General features: G+C 61.3%; 22 protein-coding genes. 8 read left to right on the top strand and 14 right to left on the bottom strand.

Going from position 1 to position 23006, the window contains the following annotated elements:
• Positions 1-242 precede the first annotated feature (242 nt).
• The 4 genes from glpD to AC0ZZU_RS20695 form a co-directional block, all read right to left on the bottom strand.
• On the bottom strand, positions 243-1769 hold the full coding sequence (glpD, locus tag AC0ZZU_RS20710) for a glycerol-3-phosphate dehydrogenase (RefSeq protein WP_476343161.1): 1527 nt from the start codon (positions 1767-1769) through the stop codon (positions 243-245).
• A gap of 184 nt (positions 1770-1953) precedes the next feature.
• The gene (locus tag AC0ZZU_RS20705; protein ID WP_476343160.1) at positions 1954-2709 is read right to left on the bottom strand and encodes a DeoR family transcriptional regulator; all 756 of its coding nucleotides are present in this window, start codon (positions 2707-2709) and stop codon (positions 1954-1956) included.
• Between the two features lie 90 nt (positions 2710-2799).
• Positions 2800-4299 carry a glycerol kinase GlpK gene (gene glpK / locus AC0ZZU_RS20700; protein ID WP_476343159.1) on the bottom strand — a complete coding sequence of 500 codons (1500 nt, stop codon included), beginning with the start codon at positions 4297-4299 and terminating at the stop codon, positions 2800-2802.
• A 67-nt stretch (positions 4300-4366) separates the two neighbouring features.
• Positions 4367-5218 carry an MIP/aquaporin family protein gene (locus AC0ZZU_RS20695; RefSeq protein ID WP_476343158.1) on the bottom strand — a complete coding sequence of 284 codons (852 nt, stop codon included), beginning with the start codon at positions 5216-5218 and terminating at the stop codon, positions 4367-4369.
• A gap of 310 nt (positions 5219-5528) precedes the next feature.
• Here AC0ZZU_RS20695 and ybaK point away from each other — a divergent pair, with 310 nt between their 5' ends.
• The gene (gene ybaK / locus AC0ZZU_RS20690; RefSeq protein WP_476343157.1) at positions 5529-5999 is read left to right on the top strand and encodes a Cys-tRNA(Pro) deacylase; all 471 of its coding nucleotides are present in this window, start codon (positions 5529-5531) and stop codon (positions 5997-5999) included.
• A gap of 70 nt (positions 6000-6069) precedes the next feature.
• Here ybaK and AC0ZZU_RS20685 read toward each other — a convergent pair whose 3' ends face one another.
• A complete protein-coding gene (locus AC0ZZU_RS20685; protein ID WP_476343156.1) occupies positions 6070-7179 on the bottom strand; it encodes an ABC transporter ATP-binding protein in 1110 nt (369 codons plus the stop codon).
• Positions 7176-8096, bottom strand: a complete 921-nt coding sequence (gene argF / locus AC0ZZU_RS20680; RefSeq protein WP_476343155.1) for an ornithine carbamoyltransferase — start codon at positions 8094-8096, stop codon at positions 7176-7178. The genes AC0ZZU_RS20685 and argF overlap by 4 nt, the downstream gene beginning before the upstream one ends.
• A 374-nt stretch (positions 8097-8470) precedes the next feature.
• Here argF and AC0ZZU_RS20675 point away from each other — a divergent pair, with 374 nt between their 5' ends.
• Entirely contained in the window at positions 8471-10579 is a 2109-nt protein-coding gene (locus AC0ZZU_RS20675; RefSeq protein ID WP_476343154.1) for a molybdopterin-dependent oxidoreductase, read from the top strand.
• Between the two features lie 89 nt (positions 10580-10668).
• Positions 10669-11001, top strand: coding sequence for a Grx4 family monothiol glutaredoxin (gene grxD / locus AC0ZZU_RS20670; RefSeq protein ID WP_158459768.1), 333 nt, complete (start codon positions 10669-10671; stop codon positions 10999-11001).
• Positions 11002-11068: 67 nt separating this feature from the next.
• On the opposite strand, the gene bfr is transcribed toward grxD, so the two are convergent.
• Together bfr and AC0ZZU_RS20660 are read right to left on the bottom strand one after the other, a co-directional pair.
• Entirely contained in the window at positions 11069-11539 is a 471-nt protein-coding gene (bfr, locus tag AC0ZZU_RS20665) for a bacterioferritin (RefSeq protein ID WP_476343153.1), read from the bottom strand.
• Positions 11540-11737: 198 nt separating this feature from the next.
• Positions 11738-11956 carry a bacterioferritin-associated ferredoxin gene (locus AC0ZZU_RS20660; RefSeq protein ID WP_476343152.1) on the bottom strand — a complete coding sequence of 73 codons (219 nt, stop codon included), beginning with the start codon at positions 11954-11956 and terminating at the stop codon, positions 11738-11740.
• A gap of 212 nt (positions 11957-12168) precedes the next feature.
• Between AC0ZZU_RS20660 and AC0ZZU_RS20655 the strand changes: the two genes are divergently transcribed.
• Positions 12169-12771: a peroxiredoxin gene (locus AC0ZZU_RS20655; RefSeq protein WP_158459771.1), complete on the top strand. Its 603-nt coding sequence runs from the start codon at positions 12169-12171 to the stop codon at positions 12769-12771.
• A gap of 65 nt (positions 12772-12836) precedes the next feature.
• On the opposite strand, the gene rnt is transcribed toward AC0ZZU_RS20655, so the two are convergent.
• Positions 12837-13508 carry a ribonuclease T gene (rnt, locus tag AC0ZZU_RS20650; RefSeq protein ID WP_476343151.1) on the bottom strand — a complete coding sequence of 224 codons (672 nt, stop codon included), beginning with the start codon at positions 13506-13508 and terminating at the stop codon, positions 12837-12839.
• A complete protein-coding gene (gene pyrC / locus AC0ZZU_RS20645) occupies positions 13505-14551 on the bottom strand; it encodes a dihydroorotase (RefSeq protein ID WP_476343150.1) in 1047 nt (348 codons plus the stop codon). Before pyrC ends, rnt begins: the two co-directional genes overlap by 4 nt.
• 131 nt (positions 14552-14682) lie before the next feature.
• Between pyrC and AC0ZZU_RS20640 the strand changes: the two genes are divergently transcribed.
• Both AC0ZZU_RS20640 and AC0ZZU_RS20635 read left to right on the top strand, forming a co-directional pair.
• Positions 14683-15651, top strand: coding sequence for a flagellar protein MotY (locus AC0ZZU_RS20640; protein ID WP_476343149.1), 969 nt, complete (start codon positions 14683-14685; stop codon positions 15649-15651).
• A gap of 127 nt (positions 15652-15778) precedes the next feature.
• Positions 15779-16996 carry an argininosuccinate synthase gene (locus AC0ZZU_RS20635; RefSeq protein WP_476343148.1) on the top strand — a complete coding sequence of 406 codons (1218 nt, stop codon included), beginning with the start codon at positions 15779-15781 and terminating at the stop codon, positions 16994-16996.
• Between the two features lie 70 nt (positions 16997-17066).
• Here the strand turns inward: AC0ZZU_RS20635 and AC0ZZU_RS20630 are convergent, their stop codons facing one another.
• Complete coding sequence (locus AC0ZZU_RS20630) at positions 17067-17582, bottom strand: hypothetical protein (RefSeq protein WP_476343147.1); 516 nt, start codon at positions 17580-17582, stop codon at positions 17067-17069.
• 387 nt (positions 17583-17969) lie between these two features.
• On the opposite strand from AC0ZZU_RS20630, the gene AC0ZZU_RS20625 reads away from it, so the two are divergent.
• Positions 17970-18596 carry a response regulator gene (locus AC0ZZU_RS20625; protein ID WP_476343146.1) on the top strand — a complete coding sequence of 209 codons (627 nt, stop codon included), beginning with the start codon at positions 17970-17972 and terminating at the stop codon, positions 18594-18596.
• Positions 18597-18708: 112 nt separating this feature from the next.
• Here the strand turns inward: AC0ZZU_RS20625 and AC0ZZU_RS20620 are convergent, their stop codons facing one another.
• From AC0ZZU_RS20620 to metG, 3 genes are all read right to left on the bottom strand, one after another.
• Entirely contained in the window at positions 18709-18885 is a 177-nt protein-coding gene (locus AC0ZZU_RS20620) for a PA3496 family putative envelope integrity protein (protein WP_476343145.1), read from the bottom strand.
• A gap of 105 nt (positions 18886-18990) precedes the next feature.
• Positions 18991-19629, bottom strand: a complete 639-nt coding sequence (gene nth, locus AC0ZZU_RS20615; RefSeq protein ID WP_476343144.1) for an endonuclease III — start codon at positions 19627-19629, stop codon at positions 18991-18993.
• Between the two features lie 60 nt (positions 19630-19689).
• Positions 19690-21732 carry a methionine--tRNA ligase gene (gene metG, locus AC0ZZU_RS20610; RefSeq protein WP_476343143.1) on the bottom strand — a complete coding sequence of 681 codons (2043 nt, stop codon included), beginning with the start codon at positions 21730-21732 and terminating at the stop codon, positions 19690-19692.
• Between the two features lie 157 nt (positions 21733-21889).
• Between metG and apbC the strand changes: the two genes are divergently transcribed.
• Entirely contained in the window at positions 21890-22984 is a 1095-nt protein-coding gene (gene apbC / locus AC0ZZU_RS20605) for an iron-sulfur cluster carrier protein ApbC (RefSeq protein ID WP_476343142.1), read from the top strand.
• The last annotated feature ends 22 nt before the right edge of the window (positions 22985-23006 follow it).

Below are 23006 nucleotides of genomic sequence, written 5' to 3'. Positions count from 1 at the left end.
CTCTTTCGTTCAACGAACACAGCCTGAAGCGGTGATGTATTCGGGTGAAGAGTGTAGAGCATGAGTCGTGCCAAGCCCTGGCATCGATCATAACGCCGCGCAAAGGCTGGTGATCAAGGTTTTATGAAGGTTTTGTGAGGGGAGGGTTTGTCCGGGATTCCGAACGGGTGGCGATTAGCCATCCGGGAATCCGAATGGATTCCCGGACTGCATCATGGACTGGGATTGCCGTTGTCCCGGGCTCAGGCAGCGTTTTGACGATTCAGCTGCTGCAGATAATCGCGCAGCGCCTGCTTCTCGGCATCGGTGGTGAACAACCCAAGCTTGCTGCGGCGCCAGAGGATGTCGTCAGCGCCGACCGCCCACTCCTGCTCGCGCAGGTAATCCACTTCCCGGGTGAACAGCCCACCGCCGATAGCCTGGCCAAGGTCGTCGGGACCCTGAACGCCTTCGAGCAGGTTCCACACGCGGCTGCCGTAGGTTTGCGCCCAGCGGCGGGCGATATCGACCGGCAACCAGCCGCAACGGGCCAGGATGGCGTCGACCAGTGCTTGCACGGTGGTCATCCGCTCGCCGCCTGGGAGGGGCGCGCTGGCCGTCCAGCTGCCACGCATCTGGGTGAAGAACGGCTTGAGCTCGACCATCGCCGACTCGGCCAGCTTGCGGTAGGTGGTCAGCTTGCCACCGAAGACCGACAGCAGCGGTGCCTGGCCCTGGCTGGCGGACAAGGCAAGGGTATAGTCGCGGGTCACCGCCGAAGGGTTGTCCGATTCGTCATTGCACAGCGGCCGCACGCCAGAATAGGTGTGCAGGATGTCGGCGCGGCTGAGTTGATGATTGAAGTGCTCGTTGACCACTTTGAGAATGTAGTCGGTCTCCACATCGGTGATCGCAACCTTGGCCGGGTCACCGGTGTACTCACGGTCCGTGGTCCCGATCAGGGTGAAGCGATCGAGGTAGGGAATCGCGAACACGATGCGCTGGTCTTCGTTCTGCAGGATGTAGGCATGCTCGCCCTCGTACAGACGCGGCACGATCAGGTGGCTGCCCTGGATCAGGCGGATACCGTATGGCGCATCGAGCTGCAGGTCATCCTTGATGAAGCTGGCGACCCATGGGCCCGCTGCGTTGACCAATGCGCGGGCACGAATGCTCTGACGGCTGCCGTCTGCATGCTCCAGCTCGACCTGCCACAGTCCACCGGCGCGCTTGGCGCTCAGGCAGCGGGTGCGGGTTCGAATGTGTGCACCGTGTTCACGGGCGGCCATGGCGTTGACTACCACAAGACGCGCGTCATCCACGGCGCAGTCGGCATATTCGAAGCCATGGGTGATGGCCGGCTTGAGCGGGTTGCCCGGGCCGAAACGCAGGCCGCGCGAGGCACCCAGCTGCTTGCGCTTGCCCAGGTGGTCATAGAGAAACAGGCCCGCGCGGATCATCCAGCCCGGACGCAGGTGCGGGCGATGGGGCAGCACGAAGCGCATCGGCTTGACGATGTGCGGAGCCTTGGCCAGCAATACTTCTCGTTCTGCCAGCGCTTCGCGTACCAGGCGGAACTCATAGTGCTCCAGGTAGCGCAGGCCGCCGTGGATCAGCTTGCTGCTGGCCGAGGAGGTGTGGCTGGCCAGGTCATCCTTTTCGCAAAGGAATACCGAGAGACCGCGCCCGGCTGCGTCAGCGGCAATGCCCACGCCATTGATCCCCCCGCCAATCACGGCAAGATCATAGCAGTCGGCAACGGGCGGCTGGGACGAAGTAGGCTGGGACACGGCAAGGCCTCCTGGGGCATTTCACATCGAATGTGAACATCTATGTTCGTTTCCGAAAATACTAGCGCAATGCACAGGCAGTAGCCAGTCCGATCCCATAGAAAATATTGATCGGATAATAAAGTTTCGAACATTAACGAACATAAGTGACGCCACTGGGTCCAGTGGCGTGCGCGGGAGGCAGTCAGACCACGTCGAGGCGGATCTTGTTCTGGCTGAGCAGCTCGGCCAAGGCAGGAGAGGGCGCCTGGTCTGTCACCAGGCAGTCGACCAGGCTGATCGAGCCCAGGCGTACCATGGCATTGCGGCCAAACTTGCTGGAGTCGGCGGCGAGGATCACCTGGCGGGCGTTGGCGATGATCGCCTGGGATACACGCACTTCCTGGTAGTCGAAGTCCAGGAGACTACCGTCTTCGTCGATACCACTGATGCCCACCAAGGCAAAATCCACCTTGAATTGATGGATGAAATCCACGCTGGCCTGGCCGACCACGCCGCCATCACGGCGGACGGTTCCGCCCGCCAGCTGCACCTCGAAGTCATCCTTGGCGCTGAGAATCGACGCCACGTGGAGGTTGTTGGTGATCACCTTGAGATGGTTGTGGTTGAGCAGGGCGCGGGCGATGGATTCGGTGGTGGTACCGATATTGATGAACAGCGAGGCATGGTCGGGAATCTGCTTGGCCACGGCGTCGGCGATGCGCTGCTTCTCATCGCGCATCTGGTCGGCGCGCATGGCGTAGGCGGTGTTCTCGATACTCGAGTCATAGGCGGCACCACCGTGGTAACGGCGCAGCAGGTTGACCTCTGCGAGGAGGTTTATATCACGGCGGATGGTTTGGGGAGTGACGACGAACAACTGCGCCATTTCCTCGATACTGACATAGCCGCGGTCGCGCACCAGTTCGAGGATTTGTTGTTGGCGTGGGGGCAGATTCATGGGCGGTCCTTCGGGCTGCCGGACAAATGCTGCAATGATGCCGCAGGACGGGTCTGACGACCAGTCGCTACGGCTTCATGTACGCGCAGATCACTCCTCGTGCGGTTCCCAGTCGCGGGTGCGGTCGACGGCCTTCAGCCACCCGGCGTACAGTTTCTCTTTGCGTGCCTCGTCCAGCTGCGGGCTGAATTCACGCTCGATGACCGCTTTGCCGCGCAATTCGTCCAGGCTGCCCCAGAACCCGCAGGCCAGGCCCGCGAGGTAGGCCGCACCCAGCGCAGTGGTTTCGCGCATCTGCGGACGTTCGACGCAGGTTCCCAGGATGTCGGCCTGGAACTGCATGAGGAAATTGTTCGCGACCGCGCCGCCGTCCACCCGTAGCTCGCTCAGGCGCTGGCCGCAGTCTTGTTGCATGGCGTCGAGCACGTCGCGGGTCTGGTAGGCGATCGACTCCAGCGCGGCGCGGATAATATGGTCGACTTTCACCCCGCGGGTCAGGCCGAACAGCGCACCACGGGCATACGGGTCCCAATACGGGGCGCCCAGGCCGGTGAAGGCCGGCACCAGATAGACTCCGTTGCTGTCCTTGACCTTGCTCGCGAAGTATTCGGTGTCGTGGGCATCGTTGACGATCTTCAGCTCGTCGCGCAGCCACTGCACGGTGGACCCACCGTTGAATACCGCACCTTCCAGGGCATAGGCGACTTCACCGCGCGGGCCGCAGGCGATGGTGGTCAGCAGGCCGTGGGAAGAGTTGACAGCTTGCGTGCCGGTGTTCATCAGCAGGAAGCAACCAGTGCCGTAGGTGTTCTTGGCCTGGCCTGGCTCGACGCACATCTGGCCGAACAGCGCGGCCTGCTGATCGCCAGCAATGCCAGCGATGGCGATGCCGCTCTTGGTGTGGCCATAGACTTCGGACGAAGGGCGAACCGGGGGCAGCATCTGGCGCGGAATGTCCAGCACCTCAAGCATCTTCTCGTCCCACTCCAGGGTGTGGATGTTGAAGAGCATGGTGCGCGAGGCGTTGGTGTAGTCAGTGACGTGTACCTTGCCGCCGGTGAATTTCCAGATCAGCCAGGTATCGATGGTGCCGAACAGCAGCTCGCCACGCTCGGCACGCTCGCGCACACCCTCGACGTTGTCCAGGATCCACTTGAGCTTGGTGCCGGAGAAATACGGATCGGTGACCAGGCCGGTAGTCTCGCGGATGTACTCCTGATGACCGTCGCGCTTGAGCTGCTCGCAGATCTCGGTGCTGCGGCGGCACTGCCAGACAATGGCGTTGTAGACCGGGCGACCGGTTTCCTTGTCCCACACCACGGTGGTCTCGCGCTGGTTGGTGATACCGATAGCGGCCACCTGAGCGTGGCTCAGGCCCGCCTGGGCCAGGGCTTCGACCATGGTTGCGCTCTGCGTGGCGAAGATTTCCATGGGGTCGTGCTCGACCCAACCCGCTTGCGGATAGTGCTGAGCGAACTCGCGCTGGGAGGTGCCGACCACATTGGCGTCACGATCGAAAATGATGGCCCGCGAACTGGTCGTGCCCTGGTCCAGGGCAATGATGTAGTTCTTGTTCTGGGTGTCTGTCATGTCGTTGGCCTTGCACAAGATAGGGAGTAGATCAGGGCGTGGGCGAGCGTTGGGCTCAGCGCCGGCATCAGGAAACCTGGGTCTTGCCCTGAGAATTATCGTCGGTCTGGATGGTCGCTGCCTCGGCATCGGGCAGGTTGCGGCCGATTACCATGCGGTACAGGGCCGCGCCGAGGCACGCCCCGGTGATCGGCGCGAACACCGGAATCAGGAAATAAGGAATATCACGGCCACCGGTCAGTGCCATCTCGCCCCAGCCGGCCATGAAGGTCATCAGCTTGGGCCCAAGGTCTCGTGCCGGATTCATCGCAAAACCGGTGAGCGGGCCCATTGCGCTGCCGATCACGGCGATCAGCAGGCCGATCAGCAGGGGGGCCATGGCGCCGCGCGGCAGACCGTTGTTGTCGTCTGTCAGGGCCATGATCACGGCCATCAGGATCGCGGTTATCACCACCTCCACCAGGAACGCCTGGCCCGTGGAAAGCGCAGGGTGCGGGTAGGTCGAGAACACCGAGGCGAGCTCCAGGCTCTCCTGGCTGCCGCGAACCATGGCGTGTGCTTGTTCGTAATCGAAGAAAAGACTGCTGTAGAGGGTATAGACCAATGCAGCCCCGCAGAACGCGCCGGCGATCTGCGCAATGATGTAGAAGGGCAGCTTGTGCTTTTCAAAACCGCCGAACAGGCAGAGCGCAATGCTCACGGCCGGGCTCAGGTGCGCGCCAGATACGCCAGCGGTCAGGTAGATGGCCATGCTGACGCCGATGCCCCAGATGATGCTGATCTCCCACAGGCTGAAGCTGGCACCCGCGATCTTGAGCGCGGCGACGCAGCCCGTGCCGAAAAAGATGAGCAGCGCGGTGCCGAAGAATTCGGCGATGCATTGGCTGGACAGCGTAGGTGGACGTAGAGCAGTCGTCATGTATGACCTCGATTCTTGTTGTTGTAAGGCGCTGGGTGCGCTCGACAGCAAGGCCCGGCATCGATCCCCATTGAGGCCGGGTGGGTAAAGGAAATGCACCTTATCAGGGCGTCATTTATTCAGAAACGAAAAAATATAGACAAGAAACGCTTATGTCAAAGGTCGAAAGTGAACCATTGGACATATTCTGACTGTTGGCTGGCAAAGTGACTTCATTCGCGACGCGACGCGGCCGCCACTCGCTGGCCGGTCCCTGACTTTTCCCCTAAAGTACGCGCAAACCCTGGCCTGCCGCCCAATGGAGCACTGCATGACACCTGCCCTGGATCTGTTGAAGAAGGTTCGCGCCGAACATCGAATTCACAGCTACGATCACGATCCGAAAGTGGCGTCCTATGGACTGGAAGCCGCTGAGAAGCTTGGGCTAGACCCACTGCGCGTTTACAAGACACTGCTGGCGAGCAGTGACAGGGGGGAGTTGCTGGTGGCGGTGGTTCCTGTCGGCGGGACACTTGACCTGAAAGCTCTCGCCCATGCAGCTGGGGTAAAGAAGTGCGAGATGGCCGACCCCGCAGCGGCGCAGCGGGCGACGGGATATCTGGTGGGGGGAATCAGTCCGCTGGGACAGAAAAAGCGCTTGCGCACCTTTATCGACCAGTCCGCTCAAGCGTTCGAGACGATTCACGTCAGTGCCGGGAGGCGTGGGCTGGAGGTCGAACTGGCCGCTGACGTACTTGCCGCGAATACCCTGGGCCAGTTTGCCTCGATTGGCAGGGTGTGAATGCTCTACGGGAGCTGCATCGCGCCATTCGCAGGCTTGCCCCGCAACAGGCGCGATGCGGTCCGGACGTTCAGGTCACCGAGCTGTACCGGCGCACACCTGCGTCCTGGGAGTGCAACTGCGCCGCCACGCTCCCCGCTACGGCGAACAGCACCAGATGATCCGCCGCCACTTCGATCCCTACGTCATGGCCGATCAGATGATCGACATGGCTGGGGAAGATCGCTTCGAGCTGGCTGCCGGTCGGCAGTTGCAGCCGATACAGGGTCGAGGCCCCCAGGAAACTCTTGCCTACGATCCGCGCCTGCAATGCACTGCCCGGGGCATGCACGATATCGTCCGGGCGCAGCAGCACGTCCACCGCACTGCCTACCGCCATGGTGTAGGCGCGATTGCCGCGCAATTCGCCCAGCTCGGTACTGACAGCTTCAGGACTGAGCAACTGGCCACGGATGAAATACCCCTGGCCCACAAAGCTTGCGACAAAAGGCGTCAGCGGCTCGTGATAAAGGTTGTAGGGCGTATCCCACTGTTCAAGCCGACCTTCCTTGAACACGCCGACGTGGTCGCTGACCGCGAAGGCTTCTTCCTGGTCGTGAGTGACGAGGATGGCGCTGGTACCGCGGCTCTTGAGGATGTCACGCACCTCATGGCTGAGGCGCCGGCGCAGCTCGACGTCAAGGTTGGAAAACGGCTCGTCGAGCAGCAGCAGTTGTGGCTCCGGAGCCAGTGCACGGGCCAGGGCGACGCGCTGCTGCTGGCCACCTGACAGTTCGTGCGGGTAACGGCCGCCCAGGCCACCGAGCTTGACCAGCTCGAGCATATCCTGGATGACGTCGCGCTGCTGCGGGTGCTTGGCGATGCCAAAGGCGATGTTCTGCGCCACGGTAAGGTGAGGGAACAGCGCGTAGTCCTGGAACACCATGCCGATCCGGCGTTTCTCCGGGGCGAGGGTGAAGCCTGCGCGCGAGATCACTTCGCCCGCCAGGGTGATATCACCTTCGTGCACGGGCTCGAAGCCGGCGATGGCGCGCAGGGTGGTGGTCTTGCCGCAGCCTGATGAACCCAGCAGGCAACCAATGTCGCCTGCGTTCAAGTGCAGGTTGAGGTTCTGGACGATGCGCTGGTCGCCATAGCCGCAGGCGAGGTTGCGCAGGTTGAGCAGTAGGGGTTGACTCATGCGTGGTGGTAAGCCGGTTCTACAAGAAATTCGAGAAGGGCCTTCTGTGCATGCAGGCGGTTTTCAGCCTGGTCCCAGGCGACCGCGCGAGGGTCGTCAAGCAGGTCCAGACTGATTTCCTCACCACGGTGGGCGGGCAGGCAATGCATGAACAGGGCGTCGGATGCCGCCAGGTCGAGCAGTTCACGGGTGACCTGGAAAGGCGCGAAATGCGCCAGGCGCCGAGCAGTTTCCTCCTCCTGACCCATGGAAGTCCAGACATCGGTGCTGACCAGGTGCGCATCACGTACCGCATCCTTGGGATCACGCACGATCCGCACGCGTTCGCCAGCGGCTTCGACGAAGCGCGGGTCGGGCTCGTAGCCCTCGGGGCAGGCCACGCGCAGCTGGAAGTCGAACTGGATGGCTGCCTCTATATAGCTGTTGCACATGTTGTTGCCGTCACCGATCCACGCCACGGTCTTGCCCTGAATCGAGCCACGGTGTTCGTGGAAAGTCTGCATGTCGGCCAGCAACTGGCAGGGGTGCAGATCATCGGAAAGGCCGTTGATCACCGGTACCCGTGAATTGGCGGCGAACTCGGTGAGCGTGCTGTGGGCGAAGGTGCGGATCATCACGGCGTCGAGCATGCGCGACATCACAATGGCGCAATCGCCGATCGGCTCGCCGCGGCCCAGCTGGGTGTCACGCGGCGAGAGGAAGATGGCCTGGCCGCCGAGCTGGATCATGCCGGCTTCGAACGACAGGCGGGTCCGCGTCGACGATTTTTCGAAGATCATTCCCAGCACCCGGTTTTTCAGGGGTTCGAACAGTACGCCGCGGTTACGCAGGTCCTTCAGCTCGATGCCGCGACGGATTACGCTCAGCAGCTCGTCGGGCGTGAAATCCATCAGGGAGAGAAAGTGCCTAGCGCTCATGATTGACTACCTTGTTTGCATCGGACTGCAGGTCGACCGTACCGGTTTCCTTGACGGTTTTGAACAACGGAGGTGACCTGCGGCGTTAGCCGCACGGGGCGACGGAATTAGGGAAAGGCGCAATACTATAATTAAATGTCGCCTGAAACCAATAGGGACGGCAGGCTCGGTGTATCAAAGGGTGTCGTAAACCCTGGGGGGACGCTGTTTCTTATTTGCTACAGGCGTTTTTACACCGACCGTGCTCGGTTTTGCAAACCAAGGTCGCAAATTGCTCCGCCTGATGGCGTTCGATTCATGCGGCGAAACCGGCTGGTGCCGGGTTGATCGCTGGCGCATAGTCGGATTTCAGACAACCATCAGCAGAGGCGGCCATGCCCAGCACCCTGCACCACCGTGCCTGTCACCTGTGCGAGGCCATCTGCGGCCTGAATATCGAAGTCTTCCGACCGGACAATGGCCCGGCAAGCATCAGCTCCATAAAGGGCGATCACGACGACCCGTTCAGCCGCGGCCATATCTGTCCCAAGGCGATTGCGCTCCAGGATATCCAGAACGATCCGGACCGTCTGCGCCAGCCTCATCGGCGCATTGGCGAGCGCTGGGAAGCCATCGGCTGGCAGGAGGCATTTGCCCTCGCCGCCGACCGGCTCTGGGCCATTCAGCAAGCCCATGGGCGCAACGCGGTGGCGGTGTACCAGGGAAATCCCAGCGTGCACAACTACGGGTTGATGACCCACAGCAACTACTTCCTGGGCCTGCTCAAGACCCGCAACCGTTTTTCTGCCACCTCGGTCGACCAACTGCCCCAGCACCTGACCAGTTACCTGATGTATGGCCATGGCCTGCTGTTGCCGATTCCCGACATCGATCACACCGACTTCATGCTGGTGCTGGGCGCCAATCCGTTGGCATCCAACGGCAGCATCATGACTGTGCCGGACGTCGCCAAGCGGCTCAAGGCGCTGCAAGCCCGCGGCGGCCGCTTGGTAGTCGTCGACCCTCGCCGTACCGAAACGGCGGGCATGGCCGATCAGCACCTGTTCATTCGCCCTGGGGGTGATGCCGCGCTGCTGTGTGGGCTGCTCAATACGCTGTTCGCCGAAGGCCTGGCGCGTGGCTCGCACTTGCCGGTGCAAGGGCTCGAAGCAGTGCGAGAGGCGATCCTGCCTTTCGATGCCGAAGCGATGAGTCCGCTGTGCGGCATCGACGCCGTGCGCATCCGTCAGCTGGCTCGGGACTTCGCCGCAGCCGAAAAAGCCGTTTGCTACGGACGCATGGGCGTGTCCACCCAATCCTTTGGCACGCTTTGCCATTGGCTGGTGCAGCTGATCAACCTGGTGACCGGTAATCTGGACCGGGTCGGTGGGACACTGTGCACAGAGCCCGCGGTCGACCTGGTGGCCAGCACCCCGGCCGGGCATTTCAATGCCTGGCAGAGCCGGGTGTCCGGGTTGCCCGAGTACGGCGGCGAGCTGCCTGTAGCGGCCTTGGCCGAGGAGATTCTCGGCAAGGGGGAAGGGCAGGTGCGGGGGCTGGTCACGGTGGCCGGCAACCCTGTGTTGTCCACCCCCAATGGGCGCCAGTTGGACAAGGCGTTGGGAGGGCTGGAGTTCATGCTCAGCATCGACCTGTACATCAACGAAACCACGCGCCATGCCGACCTGATCCTGCCCTCCACCTCGGCACTGGAAAACGACCACTACGACACCACCTTCAACCTGCTGGCGGTGCGCAACGTCACCCGCTTCAACCGGGCGATCCTGCCCCGGCCAGAAGGTGCGCTGCACGATTGGGAAATCTTCGTCGGCCTGGCCCAGGCTCTCGCCGAGCGCACCCAGGTCGAGCTCAAGCCCACAGTGCCGCCCGCGCGAATGATCGATACCGGCCTGCGCCAGGGGCGCTACGGAGATGCCTCACCGTGGCAGCTGTCGCTGGATACCTTGGACAAGCACCCGCATGGTCTGGACCTGGGTGCGCTGCAGCCGAATCTGGCATCGCGCCTGAAAACGCCGGGTCAGGTCGTCGATGCCGCGCCTCAGGTCGTGCTCGACGACCTGCAACGCCTTGCCCGGCAAGTGCCGCCAGCGCCAGACCAGTTGCAGTTGATTGGCCGTCGGCATGTGCGCAGCAACAACTCCTGGATGCACAATTTCCACCGGCTGGTAAAAGGCAAGCCGCGTCACCAGTTGCTGATGCATCCAAGCGACCTCGAAGCGCGTCGCCTGCAGGATGGTCAATGGGTGCAAGTGAAATCCCGGGTCGGCAGCGTGCGAGTGCAGGTCCTGGCCAGTGATGAAGTCATGCCGGGCGTGGTGAGCCTGCCCCATGGCTACGGACACGGCCTGAAAGGCGCGCAACTCGAGATCGCCAACGGTCAGCCCGGCGTCAGCGCCAACGACCTGACCGACGAACACCTGCGCGACGCCGTATCGGGCAATGCCGCCCTGAACGGCGTGCCGGTAGAAGTGGTAGCGGCCTGACGAGGCAAGGCCGAGCATGCCGCTCGGCTTTCCGATACAATGCGTCACCGTGCCGACGATGGAGTCGGAAAGTTCAGCCGAGGTGCTTCATGGATATCATCGAAACGATCAAAGAGCAGATTGCCAACAACACCATTCTGCTTTACATGAAAGGCTCGCCGAATGCCCCGCAGTGCGGCTTTTCGGCCAAGGCGGCGCAAGCCGTTATGGGTTGCGGCGAGAAGTTCGCTTACGTCGACATCCTGCAGAACCCCGAAATCCGCGCCAACCTGCCCAAGTACGCCAACTGGCCGACCTTCCCACAGCTGTGGGTAGGCGGCGAGCTGGTCGGCGGTAGCGACATCATGATCGAGATGCACGCCAACGGCGAATTGCAGACCCTGATCAAGGACGCTGTTGCCAAGGCTGCCGATCAGGCATAAGCCGCATGCAATAAAAAAGCCCCGCTGATGCGGGGCTTTTTTTATTGCGCAGTACAGCAGTGCTGGTTTACTCCCCCATCTGCGACTGCAGGTAGTTCTCCAGGCCGATCTTGTCGATCAGGCTGAGCTGGGTTTCAAGCCAGTCGATGTGCTCTTCCTCGGACTCGAGAATGTCTTCGAGCATGTCGCGGCTGCCGAAGTCGCCGACGGTCTCGCAGTGGGCAATGGCCGCCTTCAGGTCGATCAGCGCTTTCTGCTCGATCTTGAGGTCGCACTCGATCATCTCGCGGGTGTGCTCGCCGATCAGCAGCTTGCCCAGGTCCTGGACGTTGGGAATGCCTTCAAGGAAGAGAATACGCTTGATCAGTTTGTCAGCGTGCTTCATCTCGTCGATGGATTCCTTGTACTCGTGCTTGCCGAGCTTCTCCAGGCCCCAGTCCTCGTACATGCGCGCATGCAGGAAATACTGGTTGATGGCGACCAGCTCGTTTCCGAGGATCTTGTTGAGATGCTGGATGACGCTAATGTCGCCTTTCATGGTGGAGCCTGCCCTTCAAATGTGCCGATAAGCAGGATTTTGAGCTTGAGCAGTTCTGCTGTCAAACCTAAGTTATTGAATAATAAATGAAAATTAATCGGAATAAGAATGTTTTTGAACCGCGTCTTAGTCCTAACTGTTTGAATTACAGGCATAAAAAAACCGGACACTGAGTCCGGTTCTTGAAATTGGGCACTTTTACGCCGCGGTAAATTCCACGGGATAGGGCAGGGCAGCCTGGCTGGCCTGCAGTTCGGTGAGGGTTTCACGTACCACTTCCTTGGCAAGGCAGGCACATTTCCCACACTGGGTGCCAACCTGGGTGGCGGCTCGAACTTCCTTGTAGCTGCAGCATCCTTCATAGATCGCATCGCGGATCTGTCCGTCGGTTACACCAACACAAAGACACACATACATAAAGTCTGACCATCACTGGTTGCGGCTTGATGTTCTGGAGACTAATGGTAATGAGAATGCTTGTCAAAGCACAGGCGTGAGCTTTGTGCGCCGGCCGACCAGCGGTTGCATTCGGCCTGTCACCTCAAGCGGTGTATGATGGCCGGCCTTTGTGTGCGCCGAGCGGCATAGGTCGCTCGGGCCGCCTTTTCAACACCATCAGGAGATATCGAATGAGCGTGCTCGTTGGTAAACAAGCCCCGGACTTCACCGTCGCCGCCGTACTCGGCAATGGCGAAATCGTCGACAGCTTCAACCTGGCTTCGGCCATCAAGGGCAAATATGGCCTGGTGTTCTTCTATCCACTGGACTTCACCTTCGTCTGCCCGTCCGAGCTGATCGCCCTGGACAATCGCATCCCTGACTTCCAGGCGCGCAACGTCGAAGTGATCGGCGTTTCGATCGACTCGCACTTCACTCACAACGCCTGGCGCAACACCCCGGTCGAGAAGGGCGGCATCGGCCAGGTCAAGTACACCCTGGCAGCTGACATCTCCCACGAGATCTGCAAGGCCTACGACGTTGAGTCCGAAGGCGGCGTGGCCTTCCGTGGCGCATTCCTGATCGACGACAAGGGCGTAGTCCGCTCGCAGATCGTCAACGACCTGCCGCTGGGCCGCAACATGGACGAGCTGCTGCGTCTGGTCGATGCCCTGCAATTCCACGAAGAGCACGGCGAAGTCTGCCCGGCCAACTGGAAGAAAGGCGACAAGGGCATGACCGCATCGCCTGAAGGCGTTGCTGCTTACCTGAGCGAGAATGCTGGCAAGCTGTAATCGCCACGCATAAGAAAACCGGCCATTACGGCCGGTTTTTTTATGCGTGGCGATTACAGCACGACTCAGTCGTTGAAGTCGCGCCAGCCGCCCATCTCTTTCCAGCGGTTGACGATGCCGCAGAACAGCTCGGCGGTCTTCTCGGTGTCGTAGCGGGCCGAGTGAGCCTCACGGCCATCGAAGTCGATGTCGGCGCTCTGGCAGGCACGGGCCAGTACTGTCTGGCCGTAGGCGAGGCCAGCGAGGGTCGCGGTATCGAAACTGGAGAACGGGTGGAACGGGTTGCGCTTGAGGTCGTTGCGCACGACAGCCGCGTTCAGGAACCCCAGGTCGAAGCTGCTGTTGTGTCCGACCAGGATCGCCCGCTTGCAGCCATTGGCTTTCAGCGCCTTGCGCACACCTCGGAAGATGTCGGTCAGGGCTGATTCCTCGCTCACCGCCATGCGCAGCGGGTGGTCCAGCTTGATCCCGGTAAACTCCAGGGCGGCCTGCTCGATGTTGGCACCTTCGAACGGCTCGACGCGGAAGAAGTAGGTGTGTTCAGGGAACAGGAAGCCTTTTTCATCCATGCCGATGGTGACGGCGGCGATTTCCAGCAGTGCGTCGGTCGCGCTGTTGAAACCGCCGGTCTCGACATCCACCACTACCGGCAGGTAACCGCGAAAGCGTTCGGCCATCGGGTGACGCGGGCCGCCCGCTTGACCGTCCTGGTCGTCATCATAGCGATCTTCGCTCACACGTTTTCCTCCAGCAGGCGCCAGCGCAGTTTTTCACCGGCGCGCAGCGGAACGACTGTCTGCTCACCGAAGGGCAGGCTGTCGGGTGCGGTCCACTCTTCGCGGACCAGGGTAATGGTGTCGGTATTCACAGGCAGGCCATAGAAGGCGGGACCGTGCAGGCTGGCGAAGCCTTCAAGCTTGTCCAGCGCACCACGTTGCTCGAACGCCTCGGCGTACATCTCGATGGCAGCGTAGGCGGTATAGCAGCCGGCACAGCCGCAGGCGGCTTCCTTGGCGTGTCGGGCGTGGGGCGCCGAGTCGGTACCGAGGAAGAACTTGCTGCTGCCACTGGTAGCCGCATCCAGCAACGCCACCTGGTGAGTGTTGCGCTTGAGAATCGGCAGGCAGTAGAAGTGCGGGCGGATGCCGCCAACCAGCATGTGGTTGCGGTTGTACAGCAGGTGCTGGGCGGTGATGGTCGCGGCGACGTTGCTTGGGGCTTCGTGGACGAACTGCGCGGCATCAGCGGTGGTGATGTGCTCGAAGACCACCTTGAGAGTCGGGAAACGCTCGACGACTCGGCGCAGGTGCTCGTCGATGAACAGCTTCTCGCGATCGAATACGTCGACCTCGCCACGTGTCACTTCACCATGCACCAGCAGCAGCATGCCCACTTCGGCCATGGCTTCGAGCACCGGGAAGATCTTGTCGACGCTGGTGACACCGGAATCGGAGTTGGTCGTGGCGCCTGCCGGGTAGAGCTTGGCGGCGTGGATGAAGCCGGTGGCCTTGGCCGCGCGGATTTCCTCGGGCTGGGTACGGTCGGTGAGGTACAGCACCATCAGCGGCTCGAAGCGGCTGCCTGCCGGGCGTGCGGCAAGAATGCGCTCACGGTAGGCACCAGCCTCGGCGGCGTTGCGCACCGGCGGTACCAGGTTGGGCATGATGATGGCGCGGGCAAAGGTGCGCGCCACGTCACCGACGGTGTGTGGCAGGACAGCGCCATCGCGAAGATGGATGTGCCAGTCATCGGGACGCAGGAGGGTCAGGCGATCGGACATTGGGGTTTCCAGGCGGGTCGAACTCAAGGATCAATGCTACCGGAAAAGCCGGGGACGAGCACTGGCTATCAAGTTTTGCAGGTTCCGACCGATAGCTTGCAGGTATGCCGTGAAAATCTGTGGAGCCGACCGTGCGCCAGCGTTATCTAGCCCTGTTCAGTATGTTTGCCAGCCTGCCGGCCATGGCGCTGACGTTCCAGACTCGCATGGAGAACATCGAGTGGAAAGTCGAGGGCGATCAGTTCGAGTGTCGGCTGATCCAGCCTATCAGCGGTTTCGGCAGCGGCGAGTTCGTGCGCCGGGCCGGCGAACAGGCGACTTTTCAGCTGCGTTCCAGCGGCAGCGTGCTGGGTGGCGGCACCGCGACCCTCCTCGCCGCAGCGGCCCCCTGGCAGCCAGGGCGGGGCGACATCAATCTTGGCGCGGTTCGCCTGGCGCGCAGTGGAGTGCTGTTCACTACTTCACAAGGCCAGGCCAGCCGCTTGATCAACGGGCTGCTCGATGGCCGCAGCACGGTAGTGCGCAATCACACCGGCGAGGGCGGCCGGGTCATGGAAGTACGTGTCTTGCCGGTGAGCTTCAGCAAGGCGTTCGATGACTATCAGGCATGTGCCGGCAAGCTGCTGGCAATGAACTACGACCAGATCCGCCAGACTCTGGTCGGCTTTCCCGGAGGCGGCATCGAATTGGACGGCAGTGCCCGGGCCCGGCTCGACCTGATCCTCGACTACATGAAGGCTGATCCCACGGTCAACCGCATCGAACTCGACGGCCATTCCGACAACAGCGGCAACCGTCTGACCAACCGTGACGTGTCGCGCCGTCGTGCACTGGCTGTCCTCGAATACCTGAAGGCCCATGGTGTGCGGGAGGAGCAGATAATCGTGCGCTTCCATGGCGAGCGGTATCCGCTGGCCAGGAATACCACGCCCGCCAACCGGGCGCGGAACCGGCGGGTCAACATCCACCTGGAGAGGGAAGCCTTGGTTGCCCAGCCACTGCAGGCCGGGGCTGCGGGAGATGTGAAGCCGGCTGAGGCGCAGCCGCCCGCTGCTCCACCGCCTGCGCCCCAGGCAGCCGCGGTCACGAAGACGCCCTGAGCGCTGCCGTTCGTCGCGCTGTCGACAGTTCTTGTCGCTTTGTCGTCACAAGCTGTCGCCCCACTGTAAATTCTGCGGCAAGAGCGGTAGAATCGACGGCTTTCCGTACAACGCGTGGAGTGATGGCATGGCGGACGTAAAAAAGGTCGTACTGGCGTATTCCGGCGGCCTTGATACTTCGGTGATTCTCAAGTGGCTGCAGGATACCTACAACTGCGAAGTGGTGACTTTCACCGCTGACCTGGGTCAAGGCGAGGAGGTCGAGCCGGCCCGCGCCAAGGCACAGGCCATGGGCGTCAAGGAAATCTACATCGACGACCTGCGCGAAGAGTTCGTGCGTGACTACGTATTCCCGATGTTCCGCGCCAACACTGTCTACGAAGGCGAGTACCTGCTGGGTACTTCGATCGCCCGTCCGCTGATCGCCAAGCGCCTGATCGAGATCGCCAATGAAACTGGCGCCGACGCCATTTCCCACGGCGCTACCGGCAAGGGCAACGACCAGGTTCGTTTCGAACTGGGCGCCTACGCGCTCAAGCCGGGCGTCAAGGTCATTGCTCCATGGCGTGAGTGGGACCTGCTGTCCCGCGAAAAGCTGATGGACTACGCCGAGAAGCACGGCATCCCTATCGAGCGCCACGGCAAGAAGAAATCGCCGTACTCGATGGACGCCAACCTGCTGCACATCTCCTACGAGGGCGGTGTCCTTGAAGATACCTGGACCGAGCACGAGGAAGACATGTGGAAGTGGAGCGTCTCGCCAGAGAACGCCCCGGACAAGGCAACCTACATCGAGCTGACCTACCGCAATGGTGACATCGTTGCCATCGACGGCGTCGAGAAGACCCCAGCCACCGTACTGGCCGAGCTGAACCAGATCGGCGGTGCCAACGGCATCGGTCGCCTGGACATCGTCGAGAACCGTTACGTCGGCATGAAGTCCCGCGGCTGCTACGAGACCCCGGGCGGCACCATCATGCTCAAGGCCCACCGCGCCATCGAGTCGATCACCCTGGACCGCGAAGTCGCTCACCTCAAAGACGAGTTGATGCCCAAGTACGCCAGCCTGATCTACACCGGCTACTGGTGGAGCCCGGAGCGCGTGATGCTCCAGCAGATGATCGACGCCTCCCAGGTCAACGTGAATGGCGTGGTTCGCCTGAAGCTGTACAAAGGTAACGTCATGGTTGTCGGCCGCCAGTCGGATGACTCGCTGTTCGATGCCAACATCGCGACCTTCGAGGAAGACGGCGGCGCCTACAACCAGGCTGATGCCGCTGGCTTCATCAAGCTCAACGCCCTGCGCATGCGCATTGCCGCCAACAAAGGCCGCTCGCTGCTGTAAGGCTTGATCGCTGTACAAGAAACCCGGCCTGGCCGGGTTTTTTCATGGGCGCTGGAAAGCTTCCTTGCCCTCATGCAACGGGTTCGTGCGCCTCCATGGGGCGCACATTGACGGTGATGCACGTCTGCGTGTCCAGGTTGTAGATCACCCAGCTGAATGCCTTGGCGGGTTGCTGGTCCATGCTGCGCGAGAGCTGCTTCTCGATGACCGCCCGCGCGTCATCGCCCGACAGCGCGATGGTGATTACATCCTTGGCCTCTGCTGGCGGCGCCGCTCCGCCACGGGGTGCGGCCAGGCTGGGCAGCGCATGTGCACGTCCCGGGTCTGGTGGCGCGTCCTCGGCAACCGCTGCTGGCGGAGGCGTGGGCTCTGCTTTGGCTACCGGGATATACAGTGATTTGTAGTTGAAGTTGAGGGTCAGGAAAAACAGCACTGTCAGGAAAAAGGGGAAGCACACGAGAAACCATGTGTAGATAGTCTGGCTGCCCTCGCTCAGAAAAGGTAACGATGCCAGGGCCGAGGCTTCGATGATGCCGGCGAATATGGCGATTATGGTCAGCGGACTGGTAGGTTCTACACGGCTCATTTCTGGGTTGCCTTTCGGTGCGTGGATCACCTTTAGCACGGCTGTTCAACGTGCAGAACCGTGCGGCATTTCGCCATGCGGAATCAATTCCGGTTGGTGTGCAATTGGATGATGCTTGCCATCCCTAAATAAAGAAATTTCCTGCACTACGAACGGATGAATTGAGGGGGAGCCGACTGACGGGTAGTGCTAGTTTTGCTGCGTGGTCGATTCATGCTAGTTGATCGACAACCGTTACAGAATGATGCGCTTTGTAGGAAGTTTCCGTTAATCGCGTAGGTTCTCTCCTTGCATGTAAGTGTGAGGGTGGTCGTGGTCCTCGACTGTGTCCTGTTAGGCTATCGTGCGACTTCAAAACTAGAAAAATACCGAAACTTTGGATATCCCATGAATAAAGTGTTGATCGTGGATGATCACCCGGTTATTCGTCTGGCCGTACGCATGCTGATGGAGCGGCATGGCTATGAGGTCGTGGCGGAAACGGACAATGGTGTGGATGCACTGCAACTGGCGCGGGAAGGCCGTCCGGATATCGTCATACTCGACATCGGCATACCCAAGCTCGATGGCATGGAAGTTGTTTCACGGCTGGTAGCCGCCCACCCCGAGACCAAGGTGCTGGTGCTGACGTCCCAGTCCGCCGGCCATTTTTCGATGCGCTGCATGCAGGCGGGAGCAGCGGGCTACGTCTGCAAGCAACAGGACCTGACAGAACTGCTCAGCGCGATCAAGGCTGTGTTGTCGGGATACAGCTACTTTCCCAACCAGGCACTGCACAAAGTGCGAACCAACCTCAACGGCGGCAGCGAGGCCGAAATGGTCGGGCGTCTGTCAGGGAGGGAAATGATGGTGCTGCAGCAGCTTGCAAAGGGCAAATCCAACAAAGAGATAGCTGAAGGCATGTACCTCAGCAACAAGACGGTGAGCACTTACAAGACGCGCCTGTTGCTAAAGCTCAATGCTCGGTCGCTGGTCGACCTGATCGAGCTCGCCCAGCGTCATGGGATCGCGTGAGCAGTACTGCGCAGTCCAAGCCTTGAGCTTTGGAGCGCCGCTGTAGGAAGAGCGCCGCGCGGGCGGCGCTGGTTCCAGAGGCGCCAGAACGCTCAAGGGCGCACATCACACATCACACATCAAAATCGTAATCGGCCAATTGCCGCTTCAACCGCCGCTCTTCCAGCAGATTGTCGATGGTGCGGCGTTTGTCGAGGTTGGTCTTGGCGGTTTCCGCCCGAGGCTCGTCGTCATCGGTGCTGGTGAAATCTTCGTCGATCGCCAGGTCTTCTTTTTCATCGGTGCTCATGAGTCACTCCAAGCCATCAGGGCCGTTGGCCGACCTTATAACGAGAAATGCGAAGCGGGTAAAAAAGATTTTTTCAATCGCGATGGGCGGATCCTGGCTATCACCTCAATCGTCGGAGGTTTTATGCTTGTACTCGCACAGGTCTTCGATGCGGCAGCTGCCACATCGAGGCTTGCGCGCCTGGCACACATACCGGCCATGCAGGATCAGCCAGTGGTGTGCGTCGAGCAGGTAATCCCTGGGGACGAACTTGAGCAGCTTCTTCTCCACCTCCAGCACGTTCTTGCCGGGCGCGATGCCGGTGCGGTTGCTGACGCGGAAGATATGCGTGTCGACGGCCATCGCCAACTGGCGAAATGCAGTATTCAACACGACATTGGCAGTCTTGCGGCCAACTCCAGGCAAGGCTTCGAGCGCCTCGCGGCTTTGGGGCACCTCGCTGCCATGCTGCTCCACCAGCAGGCGACAGGTCTCGATGACGTTCTTCGCCTTGCTGTTGTAGAGGCCGATGGTCTTGATGTAGGTGCTCAAGCCCTCGACGCCCAAGGCAAGGATCGCTTCCGGCGTATTGGCCACCGGGTACAGCCTGGCAGTGGCCTTGTTCACGCCGACATCGGTCGCCTGGGCCGAAAGAATCACGGCAATCAGCAGCTCGAAAGTCGTCGTGTAGGCCAGCTCGGTCTTCGGATCGGGGTTGTCTTCATGCAGCCTGCGAAAGATTTCGAGGCGTTTGGCAGCGTTCATTGAGTCAGGTCAGCGAGCGAGGAGAGGGATGCCCCGGCCATGGTTGGCCGGGGCGGGGACTTACTTGATGCGCTGGCCCGGCTTGGCGCCGCTGTCCGGGCTCAGCAGATAGATCTCTTCACCCCCGGGGCCTGCGGCCATGACCATGCCTTCGGACACGCCAAAACGCATCTTACGCGGCTTCAGGTTGGCCACCATCATGGTGAGGCGACCCTCAAGCTGGGACGGCTCGGGGTAGGCGGACTTGATGCCGGAGAACACATTGCGCTGCTCGTCGCCGATGTCCAGGGTCAGGCGCAGCAGCTTGTCTGCACCTTCCACAGCTTCGGCCTTGAGGATCAGGGCGACGCGCAGGTCAACTGCGGCGAAGGTATCGAACTCGATTTCAGCCGACAGCGGGTCCTTGGCCAGCTCGCCATTGCCGACAGGGGCGGTGTCACCCTGGGCAGCGGCCAGGTCTTCCTTGCTGGCCGCGACCATGGCCTCGACCTTGGCAGGTTCGATGCGGCTCATCAGCGCCTTGAAGGGATTCAGCTTGTGGTTCTCAAGACGGCTCAGGTGATCGGTCCAGGTCAGCGGCGCGACGTTGAGGAACGCCTCGGCATCGGCAGCCAGCAGTGGCAGCACCGGCTTGAGGAAGATCACCAGCTGGCGGAACAGGTTGACGCCCTGGGCGCAGATCGCCTGCACCTCATCCTGCTTGCCTTCCTGTTTGGCCAGCGACCACGGCGCCTTGTCGGCGATCCAGGCGTTGGCACGGTCGGCCAGGCCCATGATCTCGCGCATCGCGCGGGCAAAGTCGCGAACCTCGTAGGCCTCGGCGATGGATGGAGCGGCAGCGAGGAAGGCTTCGGTCAGCTCGGGCGCTGCGTCGCCTTCGACCATCACGCCATCATTGCCCTTGTGGATGAAGCCCGCACAGCGGCTGGCGATGTTGACCACTTTGCCGACCAGATCGGAATTCACCTTCTGCACGAAGTCGTCCAGGTTCAGGTCCAGGTCATCGACGCCACGGCCCAGCTTGGCCGCGTAGTAGTAGCGCAGGTACTCGGGCTGCAGGTGGTCGAGGTAGGTGCGGGCCTTGATGAAGGTGCCGCGCGACTTGGACATCTTGGCGCCGTTGACGGTCAGGTAGCCGTGCACATTGATTGCGGTCGGCTTGCGGAAACCGGCACCTTCGAGCATCGCTGGCCAGAACAGGGCGTGGAAGTTGACGATGTCCTTGCCGATGAAATGGTACAGCTCGGCCTTGGAGTCCTTGTTCCAGAATGCGTCGAAATCCAGCTCGGGGCGACGGTCGCAGAGGTTCTTGAAACTGGCCATGTAGCCGATCGGGGCATCGAGCCATACATAGAAGTACTTGCCCGGCGCATCGGGGATCTCGAAGCCGAAGTACGGCGCATCGCGGGAGATGTCCCACTCCTGCAGGCCCGAATCGAGCCATTCGGCGAGCTTGTTGGCTACCGCGTCCTGCAGGGTGCCGCTGCGGGTCCACTCCTGCAGCATGGCCTGGAAGTCAGGCAGCTTGAAGAAGAAGTGCTGGGAGTCGCGCAGCACCGGGGTCGCCCCGGAAATTGCCGACTTGGGATTCTTCAGCTCGGTCGGCTCATAGGTTGCGCCGCATTTCTCGCAGTTGTCGCCATACTGGTCGTCCGCGGCGCACTTGGGGCAGGTGCCCTTGATGAACCGGTCGGCCAGGAACATCTTCTTGTCCGGGTCGAAGTACTGGGTCACCGAACGGGTGGCGATATGGCCGGCGTCCCGCAGCTTCAGGTAGATGAGGCTCGACAACTCGCGGTTTTCTTCGGCATGGGTCGAGTGGAAGTTGTCGAAGTCGACCAAGAAGTCGGCGAAATCGCCGCTGTGCTCGGTCTGCACGTTGGCGATCAGCTGCTCGGGCGTGATGCCTTCCTTCTCGGCGCGCAGCATGATGGCCGAACCGTGGGCGTCGTCGGCGCAGACATAGATGCACTGGTTGCCGCGCAGCTTCTGGAAGCGTACCCACATGTCAGTCTGGATGTACTCGAGCATATGGCCCAGGTGGATGGAACCATTGGCATAGGGCAGGGCGCTGGTAACGAGAATCTGACGGGGCTCGGACATGTTGGCTCGGCTATCTTCGGCTACTTGGGTGATGAAAGGGTGATCGGCCACTATAAAGGCCCAGGCGATTTATTTCACCCCATGCACGCATCTGCTGACGGTTGACGGGTTAGCATAGGCACCTGTTTTTCACTCAGCCTTCACATTGGGAGCCTCCATGAGTGCCGTCACGCGTGCCGCCGTCGAAGCCGTGCTTCGCCTGTACAATGACCCTTACCTGAACCTGGACCCAGTCAGCGCCGGTTGCGTCCAGGCCATTGATATCCAGGGCGGGCAGGTCACTGTACGCCTGCAGCTGGGCTATGCCGCGGGTCTGTTCAGCAATGGCTGGGCCCAGGTATTGCAAACGGCCATCGAAGGAATCGAAGGCGTCGCCGGCGCCCGCGTCGAGATCACCACGGTGATTGCCGCACACAAGGCCCAGGCCCAGGTGCCCGGCCTGGCCAACGTCAAGAACATCATCGCCGTGGCCTCGGGCAAGGGCGGCGTCGGCAAGTCGACCACCGCTGCCAATCTGGCGCTGGCGTTGGCACGGGAAGGGGCCCGGGTGGGCATTCTCGACGCCGACATCTATGGCCCGAGCCAAGGGGTGATGTTTGGTATCGCCGAGGGCACCCGGCCGCAGATCCGCGAGCAGAAGTGGTTCGTGCCGATCAAGGCCCATGGTGTCGAAGTCATGTCCATGGCGTTCCTGACCGACGACAACACGCCGATGGTGTGGCGCGGTCCGATGGTATCTGGCGCCTTGCTGCAGCTGGTTACCCAGACTGCCTGGGATGACCTTGATTACCTGGTCATCGACATGCCGCCGGGTACGGGCGACATTCAGCTGACGCTGGCGCAAAAGGTGCCGGTGGCCGGTTCGGTGATAGTCACCACGCCTCAGGACCTGGCGCTGCTGGATGCCAGGAAGGGTGTGGAGATGTTCCGCAAGGTCAACATCCCGGTGCTGGGCGTGGTCGAGAACATGGCGGTGCACATCTGCTCGAACTGCGGCCATGCCGAGCACTTGTTCGGTGAGGGCGGCGGCGAGAAGCTGGCCACGCAATACGGTGTCGAGCTGCTGGCCTCGTTGCCGTTGTCGATGCTGATCCGCGAACAGGCCGACAGTGGCAAGCCCACCGCGATCGCCGAGCCGGAAAGTCAGATTGCGATGGTGTATCAGGAGCTGGCGCGTCAGGTCGGTGCGCGCATTGTGCTTCAGGAAGCTGCCGCGCCCGCCATGCCAAGCATCACCATCAGCGAGGACTAACAGCCGCGCGTTGAGGGACAGG

The organism is Pseudomonas sp. JE3303 (assembly GCF_056312565.1).
This window is presented reverse-complemented; position numbering and strand designations above follow the sequence as displayed.

Excerpts from the sequence above, each read along its gene's own strand:
- AC0ZZU_RS20705 (WP_476343160.1), bottom strand. The coding sequence starts at position 2,709 with ATGAATCTGCCCCCACGCCAACAACAAATCCTCGAACTGGTGCGCGAC.
- glpK (WP_476343159.1), bottom strand. The coding sequence starts at position 4,299 with ATGACAGACACCCAGAACAAGAACTACATCATTGCCCTGGACCAGGGC.
- AC0ZZU_RS20695 (WP_476343158.1), bottom strand. The coding sequence starts at position 5,218 with ATGACGACTGCTCTACGTCCACCTACGCTGTCCAGCCAATGCATCGCC.
- ybaK (WP_476343157.1), top strand. The coding sequence starts at position 5,529 with ATGACACCTGCCCTGGATCTGTTGAAGAAGGTTCGCGCCGAACATCGA.
- AC0ZZU_RS20685 (WP_476343156.1), bottom strand. The coding sequence starts at position 7,179 with ATGAGTCAACCCCTACTGCTCAACCTGCGCAACCTCGCCTGCGGCTAT.
- argF (WP_476343155.1), bottom strand. The coding sequence starts at position 8,096 with ATGAGCGCTAGGCACTTTCTCTCCCTGATGGATTTCACGCCCGACGAG.
- AC0ZZU_RS20675 (WP_476343154.1), top strand. The coding sequence starts at position 8,471 with ATGCCCAGCACCCTGCACCACCGTGCCTGTCACCTGTGCGAGGCCATC.
- grxD (WP_158459768.1), top strand. The coding sequence starts at position 10,669 with ATGGATATCATCGAAACGATCAAAGAGCAGATTGCCAACAACACCATT.
- bfr (WP_476343153.1), bottom strand. The coding sequence starts at position 11,539 with ATGAAAGGCGACATTAGCGTCATCCAGCATCTCAACAAGATCCTCGGA.
- AC0ZZU_RS20660 (WP_476343152.1), bottom strand. The coding sequence starts at position 11,956 with ATGTATGTGTGTCTTTGTGTTGGTGTAACCGACGGACAGATCCGCGAT.
- AC0ZZU_RS20655 (WP_158459771.1), top strand. The coding sequence starts at position 12,169 with ATGAGCGTGCTCGTTGGTAAACAAGCCCCGGACTTCACCGTCGCCGCC.
- pyrC (WP_476343150.1), bottom strand. The coding sequence starts at position 14,551 with ATGTCCGATCGCCTGACCCTCCTGCGTCCCGATGACTGGCACATCCAT.
- AC0ZZU_RS20635 (WP_476343148.1), top strand. The coding sequence starts at position 15,779 with ATGGCGGACGTAAAAAAGGTCGTACTGGCGTATTCCGGCGGCCTTGAT.
- AC0ZZU_RS20630 (WP_476343147.1), bottom strand. The coding sequence starts at position 17,582 with ATGAGCCGTGTAGAACCTACCAGTCCGCTGACCATAATCGCCATATTC.
- AC0ZZU_RS20625 (WP_476343146.1), top strand. The coding sequence starts at position 17,970 with ATGAATAAAGTGTTGATCGTGGATGATCACCCGGTTATTCGTCTGGCC.
- AC0ZZU_RS20620 (WP_476343145.1), bottom strand. The coding sequence starts at position 18,885 with ATGAGCACCGATGAAAAAGAAGACCTGGCGATCGACGAAGATTTCACC.
- nth (WP_476343144.1), bottom strand. The coding sequence starts at position 19,629 with ATGAACGCTGCCAAACGCCTCGAAATCTTTCGCAGGCTGCATGAAGAC.
- metG (WP_476343143.1), bottom strand. The coding sequence starts at position 21,732 with ATGTCCGAGCCCCGTCAGATTCTCGTTACCAGCGCCCTGCCCTATGCC.
- apbC (WP_476343142.1), top strand. The coding sequence starts at position 21,890 with ATGAGTGCCGTCACGCGTGCCGCCGTCGAAGCCGTGCTTCGCCTGTAC.